The organism is Anatilimnocola aggregata (genome assembly GCF_007747655.1).
Classification (GTDB): Bacteria; Planctomycetota; Planctomycetia; order Pirellulales; family Pirellulaceae; genus Anatilimnocola; species Anatilimnocola aggregata.
In genome coordinates, this window is the sequence record NZ_CP036274.1 from 2,041,317 (window position 1) to 2,058,253 (window position 16,937).

The following is a 16,937-nucleotide window of genomic DNA, read 5'->3' on the forward strand; positions in this document are numbered from 1 at the left end:
CAGGCAGGTTCGACGATTGATCTGATGCCTCATGGCGTTGGCTCACTTTCCTGAAAATGATGATTACTTCCAACCTCAGCGCTCCCGCGGGAAATTGACGATTTCGACCCAGTTCGGCCCCATGACCTCATAACGGTGCTTCATTGTCGTTTGGCCGGTCTTTTGATCGATGGCATGAACGACGACGTTGCCACCGGTGCCTCCGGCCACCAGAAATCGCCCGCTGGGGTCGATGGCGAAATCACGTGGCCCGCGTGCCGTCGGAACCTGTCCCAAGGCTGTGAGTTCGCCCGACGCTTGGTCGATCGAGAACCCGGCGACGGAGTCATGCTCTCGGGTGGACGCATAGACAAAACGGCCGTCCGGCGTGACGTGAATGTCCGCGCCGCTGCCTTTCAATACGCCATCTGGAACGGTCAACAAGGTTTGAATGGCGCGGAGCCCGCCGGTGTCGGGACCGACCTGATAGAACGTCAGCGACCGACTAGACTCGTTGACGACGTACAGCCAGTCCTTTTCGGGGTGAAACCAAAGGTGCCGCGGCCGGGAGTCCTTGGGGGCCTTGTGCTTGGCCACCGCCTGGGCCGCCAGCCCCTTGCCGTTCTCGTTCCACGCATACTGCCAGATATCGCCGGCGCAGGGAACATAGACGAACCTGTCGTGCCGGTCGCTGAGAATGGCGTGCGGCCGGAGGCCGGAATCGAGCACCTGCAATTGATCGATCTGCGGACGACCCTGGCTGTCAAGAAGGCACACGATGACCTGTTTCTGATGGTACATCGCGGCCAACAGATGCCGGCCGCGGCGATCGAGCGCGAGGTATTCCGGGCGTCCCGGCAACTGGACTTCCGCCAACGATTTCAAGGTCCCGGAGCCTGCATCGATGTCATAGGTATGAATTTTGTCGGGATAGCTGACCGCGTAGACCCGTCGCTTCTGGGTGTCCACGGCCAGGGGACCGGGGCTTTCCAGCGGCTGCTCGACGACCGGCGTTAGAGCACCGTCGTCGGAAGACAGGCGACAGACACTGATGCCCTGTATTTTGCCCCGCGAGAAATTGCTCCGCGAGAAATACGCGAACGTCACACTGTCGCCCTGTGCGGCAGGCTCAGTCCCCACGGCACGGCCGGGCACGCACTGCAAGGCGATGGCGAGCGCGAGGCCAACCCGCACCGCGTTGGCCCGACCACAAAAGCTGATTCCTCTCACCTCGCGACCTCCTGGCTTCCGTCAGTAGTTTCTGAAGCTGTCGCTGAGCACGATCAGCTCGATGATTTCCCGCAACCGATAGTCGTTTTTCGCCGCTTTGGCGACGATTTGGTCGATGACCGCCTGGTCCTGATGACGAAGACTGCGGCCCAGTCCGTAAACCATCAACTTGCTCACCAGACAACGCGCGAACACATCGTCCTTGGTCAGGAGCAACGCGCGCAGCTCCCGTGGACCATCGACCGGCACGCCCATGACGACGCCCTTCGTATCGACCGGATGACCCTTCCGGTCGAATTTCTTCGTCTTGACTTCGACTTTTCCGTCCGGCGATGTAACGACCTCTTCGACAAGGAGTGGCTTCATGCCATCCGTCTCGGTCGTTCGCCACTGCCCGATCGCACCGTAATTTTCCAAGGCGAACCCGAGGGGATCGATCTTCTCATGACAGACGTTGCAGGTCGCGCGGCGGCGATGGATCTCAAGTTGCTCGCGGATGCTTTTCTGGTCCAGGTCCGCCACGGCATTCGCGATCTCTCCCACGTTCTCCGGCGGCGGTGGCGGCGGATCGTCGAGGATGTTTTCCAGGATGAACATGCCCCGGCTGACGATCGAGGTGCGGATACTTCCCGAGGTCAACTTGAGGATGCTGGCCTGCCCGAGCAGCCCCCCTCGCACGCCGAAATTCGGGACATACTGTCCGGCGACCGGCATCTTGCGCCAGGAGGAAAAGGGCTTCCTGGTTTCCTTGCCGGTGAACTTGGCTTTGTAGAACTCTGCCAGCCGGCCGTTGACCATCACCCAATCGCTGTCGAGAAACAGCCTGATGCTGCCATCGGTTCGCAGTACCTCGTGGAAAAAGCGGAGTGGTTCATGAACCATCGCCCGCTGCAGAGACTCGTCGTAGTTGTACAGATCTTGGTCGGGCGCATTCAGACCGATGTTGTACAGGTGCAACCACTGGGACGTGAAATTGGCACTCAACTCCGAGGCGTACGTGTGATCGAGAAGCCGATTGACTTGCCGTTCGAGGACGACAGTGTCGCGCAGCTCGCCCCGATCCGCCGCAGCGATCAATTCGGAGTCTGGCGTCGAAGACCAGAGAAACAGGCTGAGACGAGTCGCCAAGTCGTGGGGCGACAGCGGCGTTCCCGGCTTCCGGGCGGTGGCTGCATTGGACGCGAACAAGTGCTTGGGGGAGAGAAAGGCAGCACAGATCGCGGACCGAAGCGAGCCGCGGAAGTCGTTCGTTCGCGTGAAGTTGCGATCGAAGACGCCCAACAGCAAGTCGAGATCACCGGGTGCGATTGGCCCACGATACAGGCGGGGAAGGAGCTTGGCCAGGCAAGCCTGGGCCGTCGCACGGGCATCCGATCCATCGGCGGGACGAGTCGGAATCAAGGCCGACGGCTGATCGACCAGCGAATAAGGGCCTTCGACTTCCAAGTAGTCCACGTCCACAAAGTACGGGTAGTGGGCCTCGACTTCCTCGCGTGGCGGCACGACCGCCGGCTTGCCGTTCCTCGCCGGCAGCTCCAGCGGGGGCTGTCGCGTCTTGGGTTTGGCCGCACTCTCGAAACGGAAATCGAACGTGAAACCGGCTTTCGCCGCGGCAGAGACGGCCTCCCCAGCCGAACGAAAGTCGTCGAACTCGAGAATCGTCCATTCGCCGGGCTTCAGCACCCTGGACCGATTGGGCCCCTCGAAACAAAGCCGCGGAGCATCTTCATCCCATTCGTACGATCGGTCGTCATCGAGATCCCGCGCGTCATAACGACCGACGAAAAAATGACTGCGGTTGAAATACCAGGCACGCACGAGTTCCGGCTCCACCCCGTCGGCGAATCGCAACCGGCAACGCATCCGCACCTTGTATCGCCCCGTGGCACCGACCATGAGCGGCGCATTGTCTCCCATCACCCTGCCGAGGCGATCCGCGATCGTCACGCTGTCCTCGTTGATGAGCGGCAGCCCTCCACGTCGGTCCAGCTCCAGCCGATCGCGCTTGTCCTTTTCCAAGACCTTGGGAAAGAACGAACGCACGGCTGCCGCGACCTCTGCCGGTGTTCGCCGCGGCGGTCCCGCGCGGCTTGCGAGCTGCCACGTCAGGTCGAAAGCCGCCACAGAATGATCTGCTTGCAGCGATTCATGGAGGAAGACACGTTCGCCAAGCCCCTCGTAGAATGACTGCTCCTTGTCGGCATAGCGGCGGCCGAACTTGATTCGCCAACGCTGCGGCGAATAGTCGTCCGTGATCAGCGCGAGATGGCGGTCGACGAATTGCTGGTATTGCTCGAGCAACAGCGCCGACTGACCGAGCCCGGCGCCGACGGTGTCGAAGCCATCGATTCGTCCTTCGTCCGGCAGCAATTCGACAAAGGGAGGCAGGTTATAGAGAGTGCGATCAACGCCCAGCGTGTCCAACAGATCGTTTTGGAGTTCTTCGCGATTCAATCGCCGGGCAAAGCTCCCAGCGAACCGGGTTCCTCGATCGTCGATCACCTTGTCGAGCAAAGTCTTGAGTTCCGCGAGAACGTGGCGGCGTTCGTCCGCCGACGGCTGGGCTGCCTCCTTGGGCGGCATCTTGCCCTTGGAGAGCTGACGATAGATTGCCTCGTACGCGCGGGCTTCAATCGCACCAGCGTTCTGCTTCGCTGGGTCCAAGAGCGATGCGATGCGAAAGCCCCCCTCCGCAGCATCACCGGCGTGACACTCACTGCAGTGTTTGTGGAGAAACCCGGACACGTTCTTCGGCAACGGCTCCGCCGCCGCAAGCGCGCTGGCCCACCACAGAGGCATGAACGCTGCGATCGTCAGGAGATGTTTCATGGCCGTCCGGGGTGGTTGTTCGAAGTCATCAGTATTCATTGATCCAGACGACCGAAAACTTAGCAGCAATCCTCCGAATGCCTGCCGATCGCTGGCAAGTCGTACCGGCACGGCGCGAACCAACCGGTGTCGCCTGGCGCAAGCCACCGGGCGGCTTGCGCCGCTCCGCTACTAGGCAACAGGCCGTTCTCAACTGGCGGCGGCATTATTTCAGTTTCCAGACTCGAATTTCCTCTTTACTGCCGGATGCGAGCGAGCGGCTGTTGGGGCTGACGGCTATGCACATCACGCAGTCGCGGTGGCCCTCGAGCGTCGTCAGTAGCTTAAAACGATGGGAATCCCAAATGCGAACCGTCTTGTCTTCGCCGGCCGACACGATGCGAGTGCCGTCGGGCGTGAACAGGACCGTCGTGACGTCCGCCATGTGGCCGCGCAGCGTTTGCAGTTCGTCGCCCGTGTCGGCGTTCCAGAGTTTCAGCGTGTCGTCCCAACTCGCGGAGACGATGAGTTTTCCGGACGGACTAAATCCCACGGCGGTTACGGTCTCGGCATGACCGCGTAATGTCCGAAGCTCTTCGCCGTTCTCCGTGCTCCAGATTTTCAGTTCGTTTTCGCCGTCGCCACTTACGATTTGGCGGCCGTTGGGACTGAATGCGAGCGCGGTAACGTCATACTCGTTACCTTGCTCGAATCGGAGCAACGCGGCGGCATCGTTCGTGTCCCACACGACCAGGGTGTCGTCGGCGCTGCCGGAGGCAAGGTATTTGCCAGTGGGATCGAATCGGATCGCGGTGACTGAATCCTTGTGGCCGTCGAACTTCCGTAGCAGCTTGCCGCTAGGCGCTGCGAGCAATTGCAACTCGCCCGCGTAGGTTCCCACCGCAATACACTTGCCGTCGGGATGGAAGTCGACCGCAGTCACGGCACTGCCAAAGCGTTGCAACGTGCGAGCAGCGTCGCCGGTCATGAGATTCCACAGCCGAAGCGTTTGATCGTCGGCCCCGGAAACAAGCCAGCGACCATCGGGACTGAATGCGACCGACAAGACCCAACGCTCGTGGCCGCGCAGCGTGTGGAGCAAGCGTGGTTGGTCCGCTGCGTCGTCGGCTCGCGCGGTCGCACAGGCCAGAGTGACGTAGAGTGCGAGCATCAGTCGCGCTATGAAAACTTGTCTCTGCATTGAGTTCACCGTTTGTGCCTCGTAGCTACGTCGATCAAACCAGCAGCTCGCTGAGCGGGCCTTTGCTTTCCTTGAACGACTTCACCGGGCAGCGCAATTGCTGCAGGATCGTCAGGTACAGGTCCGACGCCGAGCGTTCGTTTCCCTTCCACTTGAGATGCTGGCCATGGCGGAAACCGAGCTTGTTGCCGCCCGCCAACAGCAGCGGGAAACTGCCGCCGGAATGGCTACTGATCTGCGAACCGCCAAGCAGCAGAACCGTGTGGTCGAGCAACGTGCCGTCACTGGCTTCGATTGCGGCCAGCTTGTCCATCAGCCGCGATAGGCACTCGCAGTACATGCGGTCGCGGAGGCCGATCAGTTTCGTATCCGGGTTGTCCACTCCGCGGTTGCCGGAGCCTTTGTGGTGGTAGTCGTGAACGCCTCGGGTCGGCGCTCCGGTGGCCTTCGACCAGTCCTTGTATTCGTCGTACGTCGGGCCGGCCTCGCCGCCGAGAGTCTGCGTGACCACACGGGTCATGTCGGTCTGGAACGACAACGCGATGAGGTCCATCATCAAGTCGATATGCTCCCGCATACTCGTTTTGCTTTTCGGCTCGATCCGCACGCTCGCTTCGTCGAATTGCGGCCGCCCTTTCTTTAGGATCGCGTCGCGGTCGTCGAGCCGCTTTTCGACTTCGCGGATCGACGACAGGTACTGTTCCATCCGCTGCTGGTCGGTGTGGCCGAGCCGACGTTTCAGGTCGTTCACGTCGCTGACCGCCGTGTCGAGGATGCTGCGATTCAAGGCGATGCGGGCCTGGGCCTGTTTGAGGTGCGACGAGTCGGCGGGCGGGAAGAGGTTCTCGAACACGGACCTGTAGTCGCTGGTGGCCGGGATGTCGACGCCGAGGGCGTTGCGCGACAGCGTCGCAGCCCCGACGCCCGAAGTCCACGACAGAGCGAGCGACGGCAGGTAGGTCGGGCCGATGTACTGGGCAGCGACTTGGTCCATCGACACCGTATTGGTCATCACGCCGGGCGTGATGTTGATGTTATGCCCGGTGAGGAAGTTGTACGGGTGAGGATGCCCGCTGATCCGGCCTTCGATGTGCGAGAGGCTGCTGAGCACCGAGAACCGCTGGCGATGATGGGCCAGGGGTTGATGTGATGGCGAGATCGTGTAGTCGAATCCGGTGTCCTCCGGGAACCAGTTGTAGTGGTTGATGCAGCCGGGAATATAGAAGCACGCCAGTCGCCCCGGATCGCGTTGGCCCTGAGTGGCGGCCAGCGTCTTGCCGGACATGATTTCCAGCCAGGGCAAAGCGATACTCGCGCCCAGGCCACCGAGGACGGTGCGGCGGGTGATGTGGGTTGATTTGTAATTCACCTCTATCTCCTTATTGAGTGGCAGACGTCGTTTGGTTTAAGGATCTTGATGCTGGATCGGTTCGAAATGCGCGGGCGCCGTCCCTACCTTGAGGCGCTTTCCAAGAACACCCTGGATCGCACTAAAGCCTTCAGCAAATTCCGCATCGGGTATTCCTTGTCGGCTTGTTCTCTTACGATGGCCCGAATCGTCACCAGATCGAGCACGTCGGCCGGGCGGCCCGTGCCGTACAGCGTGAGTTTCTTAAGCAGGCCCCGCACGATGTCTTCAAGATAATTCCTGGCGAGCAACTCCTTGCATTCCTGAAAACTGGCGAACTTCTCGCCCCGCGGCAGATGGCCCGCCGTGTCCACCGGCCGCGCCTTGCCTTCGCCGCGCCACTCGATTTTGCCGTCCAGTTCCGCTCGGTGATATCGCTCGTGTTCGACGTTCCGCCAGCGGCCGCTCAGGTCGAAGTTCTGAAACGCGAAGCCCAGCGGGTCCATCTTCTTGTGACACACCGAACATTTGCTGTCCGCTTGATGCTGGACGAGTAGCTCTCGGAAGCTCTTGCCTTGATTCGCCTTGTCGAACGGCAGCAACTCGGGCACTTCCAGCGGTGGTGCGGGAGGCGGATCGTCGAGGATATGAGTCAGCGCCCACGAGCCGCGATAGATCATCCAGTTGTCCCCCATCCAACACAGCATCGACTGAATGCCTGCGTGCCCCAGCACTCCGCCACCGCGCGGGTCGTCCTCGCGGGGATGCAGCATGACCTTCCGCAGCTTGCCGCCGTCGATCGCCGGATAGCCATAGTGAACGGCCAGGATGTCGTTCATCATCGTCCAGTCGCTCGTGATCAACTCCCGCGCATGCCGATTGTCGTCAAACAGCCGGGCGACGTACTGAATCGATTCTTCTTTCATTGACTCCTTGAGGTGCCGGCCAAACCTGAAATCCTGCTTCTTCAAACTCGACATTGTCAGTGTGACTGGTTGATTCAAATTCAGCCACTGCGTCACGAAGGGACGAAAGAAAGCGTCGCTCCGCGGATCGGCCAACAGACGGTCAACTTGAGCGTCCAGTACTTTCGGATCGCGAAGCTTCCCGGCGGCGGCCAGTTCACGCAGCTCGCGATCCGGCGGCGAGCCGACGAGCATGAAGCTCAAGCGCGACGCGATGGCGTGCTGAGCCACGACTGAATTCGCGTCGGCCGGCGAAGCCAGGTAGCGGAAAGGCCCGCCCATCAACACCGATTGAAAGGCGGCTCGCAGAGCTTCGTCGAACGAGACCTCTTTCCCACGAAGCTGCCTGTAGAGGGCAAAGAATTTCGCCTGTTCGTCGACGGACGCCGGCCGTCGCCACGCATGTTCCAGCCAAAGCGCGATCAGCCGCCGAGCACTCGCCTCGTCGTCCTTAGTCTCCTCGCGGGACGACAGGGGCCAGACCGCGCGGTGATCGTAATCGACTTCGATCGATTCGATGACGATCGACGGCACCGGCTGCACGTCGGGCGTTCGGAGAACCTTGCGGTCAAAGGCCGGTCGATAGACGCCGATGCCGCCGGGGAGGTTGTCCTCGGGCTTCGTGCGGTCATCGTTCTCGAAACCTTCGACCGCGTAGGGAACTTCGACAAACGATTGCAGCATCACCTTGAGCGCGCTGCCTTCGATCAAACAGTCTTCCATCCGCACGGCGTAGACTAGCGTCTGCGGCTCCTCGCCGATCGGCCGGTAGTCGATGTAGCTGCCGCCGACTTTTACCCACAACATCGGCAGCGGCAGGCCGGCCATGGGCCGCCGAGCGAAAACACGCATCGTCATCTTCAACGCCGCTCGCTTATCCGCCGGCGCGGGGAACGCAAGAAACGAATTGCCGGAATCGCCCGTCCATTGCGTCGGCAAGTAAAGTCCGACTCCCTTCTTGCAAAACAACCCCTTCGATCGCGTGAAGATGCCCGAGTCTTTGAAACTCGTTTCGACGAATTTAAAGTAATCGGTGAACTCGTGCTCGCGGAAGTCGACGCTGATTCTGCGGTCGCGTGCCGGCTCCAAAAAGCGAATGCTGTCGACGGCCCGGCGCGTCACTTCCAGCCACTGGTTCACGGAATCCGCCGCATCTTGAAGCGCCGTCGCGCCGGTGTCGAAGCCGTCCACCTTCGCGTCTTCCGGCAACCCCGCCGCAAAGTCGATCGGCAAGCCGACCAAATCCTGTAGTGCCGTGGACAATTCACGACGATTCAACCGCCGTTGCGATCCGGCCATCACGGCCTTGTGACGAGCCGCTTGGTCGATGATCCACGACTGAATACGTTGTCTATCTTCAGCCGTCGGTTGCGTTTCGCCCTTGGGCGGCATCTCGCCGCCGATCAATACTTCATGAACCGAGGTCCACAGGTGTTCGGTGGAACTGTCAAACCCGGCGAGCCGATCGAAGCGAACCTGCGCCTGCTGCTCTTCCGCGCCGTGGCACCGCTGGCAATACTTGGCCAGCAGCGGCCGAACGGTATCGAGGTCGTCGGCCAACAACGCACTCGGCGCGACGAGTAAGATCAACACAAATCCACGGAGCATGATCGTCCTCTGTCACTCAATGCACGAAGCGGAATTCGGGGCTGTTCAATAGCGCCCACACAAGATCACTGACGGCGGACTTCAGATCGCCAGCGGACTCCATGTACATCGAGCTGTCGGCGATTTCCTCGGCGGTCGGGCGTCGGGCCAGGATAGCGAGATAAGCCAATTCGATTCGGCGTTTGGCGTCGGACTCCGCCAGCAGGCGGTCGGCAAGATTAGGCGCCAGCGGCTTGTTTGGGGCCGGCTGGAGGATTTTCACCACAGCCGGATTGAAGGTCAGGAACAGGGCTTGGGATACGTTTGCTTGAAACGAATCACCGGACGCGACGAATTTTTCCACGATCGCGTCGTATTCGGCTTCCTTCTCCCACCGCACGCGCAATGCCGGGTTGAGTGTCCCTTTCTCTGGAGCTGGTTTCAGTTCCTTGCCCCACTTCAGCAGAATCTGATCGATGAAGCCCGTTGAGGTGGCCAGTGACCAGGCGAGTTGATCGCCCGACAATGGCTTCAAGTTGGCGATCGCGTAAAGCTCGGCGGGCGGACGCGCGTCGTCGCCTGGCAGGCGGCTGGCTCTCTGATAGGTTTCGCTGTGCAGGATGCCCGCCAACAGCCGCCGCAGATCGAAGCGGTGCGCGGCAAAATCGTCGGCCAATCCGTCGAGCAATCGTGGATGCGAGGCCGGGTTCGCCGAGTGAATTTGATCGACCGGCTCGACGAGGCCGCGGCCGAGCAACTGCTTCCAAACACGGTTTACGAGGGACCGTTTGAAATATGGACTGTCGGGAGACAACGCGTGTTTAGTGAGCAACTCGCGACGATTGGCGGGCGGACCGTCGCGGGGCGGCTTCTTGCCGTCCTTTGCGGGCGAAGTGGCGTCGTCCAGCACCACGCTGTCAAAGAACATGGCGTCGGCGAGTCTTTCTTCCTTGCTCTTCGTGAGGTATTTGACCTCGCCGTCCGGCCGCTCGCTGAACGGAAGGCCCTGTTCGGGCTTCCGTTCGAGGCGAGTGAAAAACGCCGCGATCCCGTAATAGTGGGCCTGCTTCCACTCGTCCACAAACGGGTGGTCATGACATTTCGCACATTGCATTTGGACCCCGAACAGACCACTGGCGACGGAGGTCGCGAAGTGGTCGAGGTTTTCTTCCTTACTGCGGTTCAGGCGGTTGGCAATGAAGTACGTCGCTCCTTTCTGATCCGCGTCGGTAGGGTTGGGGAGCAACAACTGGCGAACGAGTTGATCCCAGGGCTTGTTGGCCGCCAGCGAACGCTCCAGAAAGTCGAGGTATTCCGGGTAGCCAACGCCACGGTTGTCACGCCCCAGATAGCCGTTTAGCCAGCCGTCAATAATCTTGCGCCAGTAGACCGGCATTTCGGGATGGACCAACAGCGTGTCGATCAGCCGCTGTGGTTTGTCTGGAGTCGAGTCCGCGAGGAAGGCTTCAGTTTCGGCAACGGTCGGCAACCGGCCGAGCGTATCGAGATACAGCCGGCGGAGCAGCGTGATGTCGTCGGCGCGGGGAGCAGGCGTGATTTTGTCCTGGACAAGCCGGGAGGAGATTTCGGCGTCGATCAATCGGCTGACGGTGTTCCTCTCGTCCGCAGCCAACTGGCTGCTGCCGAGCGAACAGAGGAACATGACGACAAGGGTTCTTGGCCCAAGGGAAATCAACTCACTCAACATTCCACACCTCCACGCTCCCGTTCGCCGAGCCCGTGGCGAGCCGCTTGTCATCGGACGAAAACGCCACGCCGAAGGCAAAATCCGAACGCTTGATCGGGGCGATCTCCCGGCCCGGAAATGGCGGCAGCGACGGCGGCGTGAGTTTTCCGTTGGGGTTCTTTTTCCACTCGGCCGACTGTGGCTTAAACTGACCCGAATCGTAGGTTTGTAACGTCATATTGTTCGAACTGCCGACCGCCAGCAGCGGACTTGTGTTGCCTGTGGCTACGTCCGCGCCGAATTGCTTGAACTCGCCGATCGCCATACCCGTCGCGAGTTCGTAGACATGGCTCAGGCGAGCAAACGCCAGCACCAGCCAACGATCGTCGTGCGACAACGCCAGCCGAATGATTCCGCCCAGGCTCGGGTGCTGCCCTTGCTGGTCGCTTGTCTGACCAGTTTCGATGCGGCGAACTTCCTCCAATGTCATGGCATTCCAAACGATCGCCACGCCATCTTCGCCGCCTGTCACGATCCACTTCCCATCGCGAGAAAACGAGAGATCGCGCGGAATGCCCGAGTGCGCTGACACCGCTTTGATCGGCGTCAATCGAGCCGCGTCCCAGAGCTTCAACTGCCGGTCCGCACCCACAGTGGCCAGCCGCGCTCCGTCGGGTGAGAAAGCGACGCCTTCCACCCAGCCGTCGTGAGCCGCGATATCGCCGACCGGCGACTCGGTCGGTCCTTCGCCGTCCCATTTCCACAGCCGCCACCGGCGATCGCTACCGCCGGTGGCGATCGCCTCCCCACGTGGATGCACATCGAACCCGCGAATCCAGCCGAGTTCGTGCGGGCAGACGAGTTTCCCCGGCACGCCCTCGCGGTTTTTCTCCTTGACCGGCTCGCCATCGAGGTCCCAAAGCGCCAGCCGACGATCGGCACAGGCCGCCAACACATGCCGCCCCGCCGGATGAAACCTGACGCGCGACATCGTCAGCGGACCGCGTTTCTCTCCGTCGGTAACGATGTATGACTTGTCACTTTTCGTGACTTTCCCGTCAGCCATCACAGCACCTCCGCGATCGGCTTGCCGAGTTTGTTCTCGACCAGCGGCACCGGGCGGCCTTCGAAGGTCAGCTCCTCGTGCGGGTCGAGCCCCAGGACTGTGAAGAAAGTGCAGAACAGATCGTGGATCGTGACTGGCCGGTCCGCGATCTCCGTGCCGAGTTTGTTCGTCGCCCCGACCACGACACCTTCCTTCACGCCGCAGCCGCCGAATGACAACGACCAGCTCTTCGACCAGTGATTCCGCCCCGGCGGACCTTGGCCGAGGATTTCCGGCGTGCGGCCGAATTCGCCCATCATCACGACCAGCGTTCGCTCCCACAGGCCGCGGTCGATCAGGTCGTCGATCAACGCCCCGGCCGCCGTATCGAATTCGGCCGTGATGTGCCGCTGGCTTTCGAACGCCTGCCGATGCTTGTCCCAGGCGAGCCCGTTTTGATGTTGCACGCGGACGAACGGTACGCCCTGCTCGACCAACTGCCGAGCGAGCAGGCAATCGCGGCCGAAGCGGCTCTGGCCGTAGCGATCCCGATCCGTCGGCGAGACATTCGCCAGATCGAAAATCTCCGTCGCGGCGAGTAGCTCGCCCATCTGCGAGTAGGCTGTGTCGTGTGCGTCGATCTTGTTCGCGTCGCGGGCCGAGCGGAACCGCTGACTCATACGGGTTCGCAGAGCTTCACGGCGTTGAAAGGCGTCAAGCGACACCGACCCCGCCGCGGGCAGATTCTCCGGCGGCTGCCCGTTCCCCGGACAAAACAGCCACTGATACTTCGCCCCGAGAAACCCCGGTCCGGGGCTGGTCAGAGCGTCGCCTTCTTTGTTGATGTTCACGAAATCCGGCAGATGGGGTTTCGCCGACGGCAGTTGGTGGGCCGCCATCGACAGCCAATGTGGCGGCGGAGCGATGACTCGGCTGGGCGGATGTCCGGTCTGGGCGAGGAACGAACCGGTCGAGTGATCGTTGTCGTTGGTCGACATGCTGCGAATGGTGGCCACGCGATTCGACAGCCGAGCCAGCTTCGGCATGAACTCATCGATGTGCAGTCCGAGCACTGACGTCGGAATCGACAAGTGTGGCCCGCCCGTGGGCATTCCGGGCTTGGGGTCCCAGGTCTCGAACTGACTCGGTCCGCCGCTCATCCAGAGCAGAATCACGTGTTTCTGCTGCTGAGCGGCGCGCTTCGCATTCTCGGCGGCAAACAGATTTCCGAATCCGCCAAACGCCATCCCGCCCGCGATGGCTCCCCGCAGCAGCGTCCGCCGAGAAACGAGGTGCTCAAGCCGATGTTGTTCGTCAATCAAATGGTCATCCATAAGTTTTCCAATGTTGGAGTCCCCGTTCTACCGACTACCCAAGCAGTTCCTCCAGTGGACCGTGCTGGTTAAAGTCCTTCAGCCCCGGATCGGCCATGCCGAAGCTGTCGCGCGACGAGCCGGCCAAGTGCAATAGCGTCACGTACATGTTGGCGATCGTGCGGTGGCCGGGCTGGCCGTAGCCGGGGTAGTCGACGTAGCGGCCGGTCTTCAGCTTGCCGCCCAGGTCGCCGAGCACCACCATCGGCCACTCCCAGCAGCGGCTGTGATGCGCCTCGGCCCCGTCGCTCAGGTAGACGATCAGCGTGTTGTCCAGCATCGTGCCGTCCCCTTCCTTCACCGCGTCGAGCTTTTTGCACAGGCCGGCGATCAGGTCGAAGTGGTAGCGCCGGATCATGTCGTACTGCTCTAGGTACGTCATGTTGTTCTGGCTTCCGCCGTGGCCCGTGTGGTGTTTCCCCTGTTTGAAGCCCAACCCGGTGAAGGTGATGTCGAAGTCTTGCTCACCGGCGGCGGACGAGATCGTCAGCACGTTGGTTAGTCCGCAAATCAACGCCGCGGCCCCGAGATCGAACTGGGCGTCAAGCCGATCGGTTTCGACCTTGCTACGGTACTTGTCGTTGGTGACCGGGCCTTTCTCCCGCAGCGTGTGCTGAATCTCGTTCAGCCGACTCTGGCGGTGACGGAGTGTCTCGAACGTTTCGAGATACGCTCCGAATTGCTCGCGTTCCGGTCCGGCCAGGTTGGCCGCGGCCGCCTTTACGTCGTCCTTGAGGAAGTCGAGCACGTTGTTCTTGGCGAGGAATTCTTGTTTCGCCGATCCTTCCGCAACGCTGCCGAACAGGGCGTTGTAAGCCTGCATCGGCTGGCACATGATTGGCAGCATCTTCCCAGCACCCCAGGCCGAGATGCTGTAAACGACGTTGTTTTCCAGCCGCTTGGAGATGCCCAGACCGATGTGCGGAAAGATGCCTGGGACCGCTTTAGCAAGTGCGGCGTCGATCGTCTCGTGACATTCCGCCGGTCCCTTGCGACCGCCGGGGACGGCACCGAGCGCCCCGTGATCGTTCGAGTGCCCGCCGCCGCAAATGCGGCCTGAAAGCCCGTTGACGATCGTTAGCTTGTCCTGCCACGCCGCGACCGGTTCGAGCGAGAACGCCAGCTTTTTCCCGGACAGCGGCACGTCGATAAATTCCGCCGGACCGTTGAGCGGCTTCTGTTCGCGTTCCTTGCGGACAACGCCTTCGGGCGGCATCTGCTGCGGCTTCACGCCGTTGCTCTCGACGACGAATACGAACCGCTTGGCCGTGATCGGCTGTCCGGCGGCGTGGGCCTTTAATTGCGTCAAGATCGGGTGCAGGAATGTGGCGCCCGCAGACAGGCCGAGGGTTTTCAGGGCATCGCGACGATTGAAAAACATGGCCAAATCTCCATCTAAAGGTTTGGGGGATTCGATATCTGTGAAATCAAAAGGGATTTAGGAACTAGACTTCTTCAATTCGGCTTTGGGCGCCGCGTTCGGTTCCGGGGAAGCAGGGACACGGTGCAAGAACGATTCACTGGTCAGTAGCGCGGTGATGAGCGCTTTCATACTGCCGTCGCTCTCCTGATATGCCTGGTGCGCCGCTTGCAGACTGGCCGCATCGCCGGGCGATTCGTTCCGCCCCAGCCAATAGCGGAACGCATGCCGCACGAATACCTGTTCGACGCGCTCGGACGACGCCAGCCGCTTCATGAGCTCGACCGGACCGTTCACCGGCCCTTCCAGGCTCGGGTCGCCGACATGAGCCACCAGTCCGCTGACGTTCAGCGGCGCACCCCGCATCATTTGGCCGAGACTCTTTCCCTTCTTGTCGACGTTCTTCTCCGTCGCATCGGGATCGAGCACCTGCTCCGCAGTACGGAAGCGGCCGAAGTGGTCGTACTGTTCGAACGGGTACGCCAGATCATTCATCAACTGGTGACACTTCCAGCAGTATTCCTGCTTCGTCACCGCCATCCGCTCGCGGAGCGTCTTTTCGGGAGCGATGGGGAGTTGCGCATCGACCGTGATCGGGATGTCGGGCACGACGTTCCCCAACAATCGTTCACGAATCCACTTGCCGCGGTGGATCGCGTGGTTGTCGAACGTCGTCGAATTCGCTACCAGCCACGACGGCTGCGTCAGAATCCCGGCCCGCTGATCGGCCGGCAGGTCCACCGGCTGCTCGACGGGAAAATCGGCCAGCCCGTACGACTCGTAAATCAATTTCTGTTGCGGTTTGAACACTTTCCCTGCGTTCTTCACAGGATCCTTCTTGAGGTCTGCTTCGAACTTGGCCCGTGCTTCGGCAACCTTCTTTTTCGCCTCAGCCGCCGACTTGTATGCCACGAAGGACTTGTTCGTGGTGAGTAGTTCGCGGAGCACGTCGCGGTCCTGATCGAGCACGTACTGCACCAGCCGGTCGGTGTCCTCGACGAGCACCTGCGGCTCGTGCCCCGGATGATCGACGGCCGTCCCGCCGCCATTCGCTTCTTTGAAGACGTCGGTCGCCTTGTCGTAGCCAAAATACTCGCGGAAGAACCGCAGGATGCGGGGTTTGTCGGTCTTGGCGTCGTCGAGCAACCGCTGCACCTGCTGGGCGACTCCCTCATCGGTATCGAGCCCGCCCGTCGCCGCGGCCGCCAGAAGCTGCGAATCCGGCCCCTTGTCGGTCAGCGCGTAGGCGATCGCATACGCGATTTCGCGCGGAGCCAGCCGCAAGCGGCCCTTTTCATCGGGCTGGCCGCTGCCCACCTCCATCCGAAACACGGCCTCGGGCAGCATCAGCACCGTCGCCAGGGCATAGCGAGCGCCGACCACATGGCCCGCCTCATACATGTTCTTCTTGAGCAGCGCCACGAACTTCTCCCGCTCGCGGTCGGTCGGCGGGCGTTTGAGAATCTGTTTGAATTGGAAAGTGATCGCCGTTTCGAGCTGCGCGTCGGTCGGCGCGACCTGCGGATCGAACAGCGGCTGGAGTTCCCTGGCTCCATTCCATTTGACGATCTTGCCATTCTCGACCGTGTGGATCGTCTGCCCCTCAACGATCAACAGCGCGTTCTGAAATAGCGTGGCGGTGACCGGTTCGTCGATCGTCGGATCGCCCATATCCTTGAACGTCGTGCCGCCCACGGGCGAAAACGGCTGATTGGCGCCGGGCCGCTTGGCGGCGTCCTTGAGGAACGCACCATAGATTTCCGGGCTGACGCGACGGACGCGGCTCGCGCCGTCGAACGGCGGGATATTCTTCGGATCGAACAGCACAGAGTTCGGGATGATGTTGCCGTTTTCGTACGCGGCGCGGCGGGTGAAGTTCCGGTTGGCGCGTTTCGACTCGGCGTGAGCCCAGCCGATCGTCGCTGCCAGGCCCACCGCATCCGGCCGCGGCTTCTCCTTCGGCGGCATCTCGCCCTTCGTGAGTTTCTCCACGATCGTCGCCCACCGCGCCCCGCTGGTGCTGGCCTTCATATCGGGGTCGAGCGTCGTCAGATCCAGTTCGCCCTCGGGATCTTTCGCACCGTGGCACTTGACGCAGTGCTTGACGAGGAACGGCTGGACCGACCGTTCGAACTCCGCCCGGCTCTCGTCGGCGTTGGTGAATTTCAGCTCGGCCGCGGATGCCAAGCGGAAGGGCAGTGCGAGCAGAAGCAGGCAGCCGGAAATTCGAAGCACGAAATCCGAGGCGGGTTGCATCAAGGATGTCCTCGCGGCAGGAAGGATGGTATCTGGCA

The 16,937-nt window shown here is 61.4% G+C and carries 10 protein-coding genes; all 10 read right to left on the minus strand.

Annotated elements, in window-relative coordinates; genetic code table 11:
* Positions 1 to 75: 75 nt before the first annotated feature.
* Complete coding sequence (locus ETAA8_RS07920; protein WP_145087256.1) at positions 76 to 1,209, minus strand: lactonase family protein; 1,134 nt, start codon at positions 1,207 to 1,209, stop codon at positions 76 to 78.
* A 21-nt stretch (positions 1,210 to 1,230) separates the two neighbouring features.
* Positions 1,231 to 4,038 carry a DUF1592 domain-containing protein gene (locus tag ETAA8_RS07925; protein WP_202921659.1) on the minus strand — a complete coding sequence of 936 codons (2,808 nt, stop codon included), beginning with the start codon at positions 4,036 to 4,038 and terminating at the stop codon, positions 1,231 to 1,233.
* A 205-nt stretch (positions 4,039 to 4,243) separates the two neighbouring features.
* Positions 4,244 to 5,218: a WD40 repeat domain-containing protein gene (locus ETAA8_RS07930; RefSeq protein WP_145087260.1), complete on the minus strand. Its 975-nt coding sequence runs from the start codon at positions 5,216 to 5,218 to the stop codon at positions 4,244 to 4,246.
* Between the two features lie 34 nt (positions 5,219 to 5,252).
* Positions 5,253 to 6,587: a DUF1552 domain-containing protein gene (locus tag ETAA8_RS07935; protein WP_145087262.1), complete on the minus strand. Its 1,335-nt coding sequence runs from the start codon at positions 6,585 to 6,587 to the stop codon at positions 5,253 to 5,255.
* Between the two features lie 83 nt (positions 6,588 to 6,670).
* Positions 6,671 to 9,139, minus strand: coding sequence for a DUF1592 domain-containing protein (locus ETAA8_RS07940; protein ID WP_145087264.1), 2,469 nt, complete (start codon positions 9,137 to 9,139; stop codon positions 6,671 to 6,673).
* A gap of 16 nt (positions 9,140 to 9,155) precedes the next feature.
* On the minus strand, positions 9,156 to 10,826 hold the full coding sequence (locus ETAA8_RS07945) for a DUF1549 domain-containing protein (protein WP_202921660.1): 1,671 nt from the start codon (positions 10,824 to 10,826) through the stop codon (positions 9,156 to 9,158).
* Positions 10,816 to 11,871 (minus strand): WD40 repeat domain-containing protein, encoded by a 1,056-nt coding sequence (locus ETAA8_RS07950; RefSeq protein ID WP_145087268.1) that lies wholly within the window; start codon positions 11,869 to 11,871, stop codon positions 10,816 to 10,818. Before ETAA8_RS07950 ends, ETAA8_RS07945 begins: the two co-directional genes overlap by 11 nt.
* Entirely contained in the window at positions 11,871 to 13,184 is a 1,314-nt protein-coding gene (locus ETAA8_RS07955; RefSeq protein ID WP_145087270.1) for a DUF1501 domain-containing protein, read from the minus strand. The genes ETAA8_RS07950 and ETAA8_RS07955 overlap by 1 nt, the downstream gene beginning before the upstream one ends.
* Positions 13,185 to 13,218: 34 nt before the next feature.
* Positions 13,219 to 14,604 carry a DUF1552 domain-containing protein gene (locus ETAA8_RS07960; protein WP_145087272.1) on the minus strand — a complete coding sequence of 462 codons (1,386 nt, stop codon included), beginning with the start codon at positions 14,602 to 14,604 and terminating at the stop codon, positions 13,219 to 13,221.
* Between the two features lie 57 nt (positions 14,605 to 14,661).
* The gene (locus tag ETAA8_RS07965) at positions 14,662 to 16,899 is read right to left on the minus strand and encodes a DUF1588 domain-containing protein (protein ID WP_238397790.1); all 2,238 of its coding nucleotides are present in this window, start codon (positions 16,897 to 16,899) and stop codon (positions 14,662 to 14,664) included.
* Between the last annotated feature and the right edge of the window lie 38 nt (positions 16,900 to 16,937).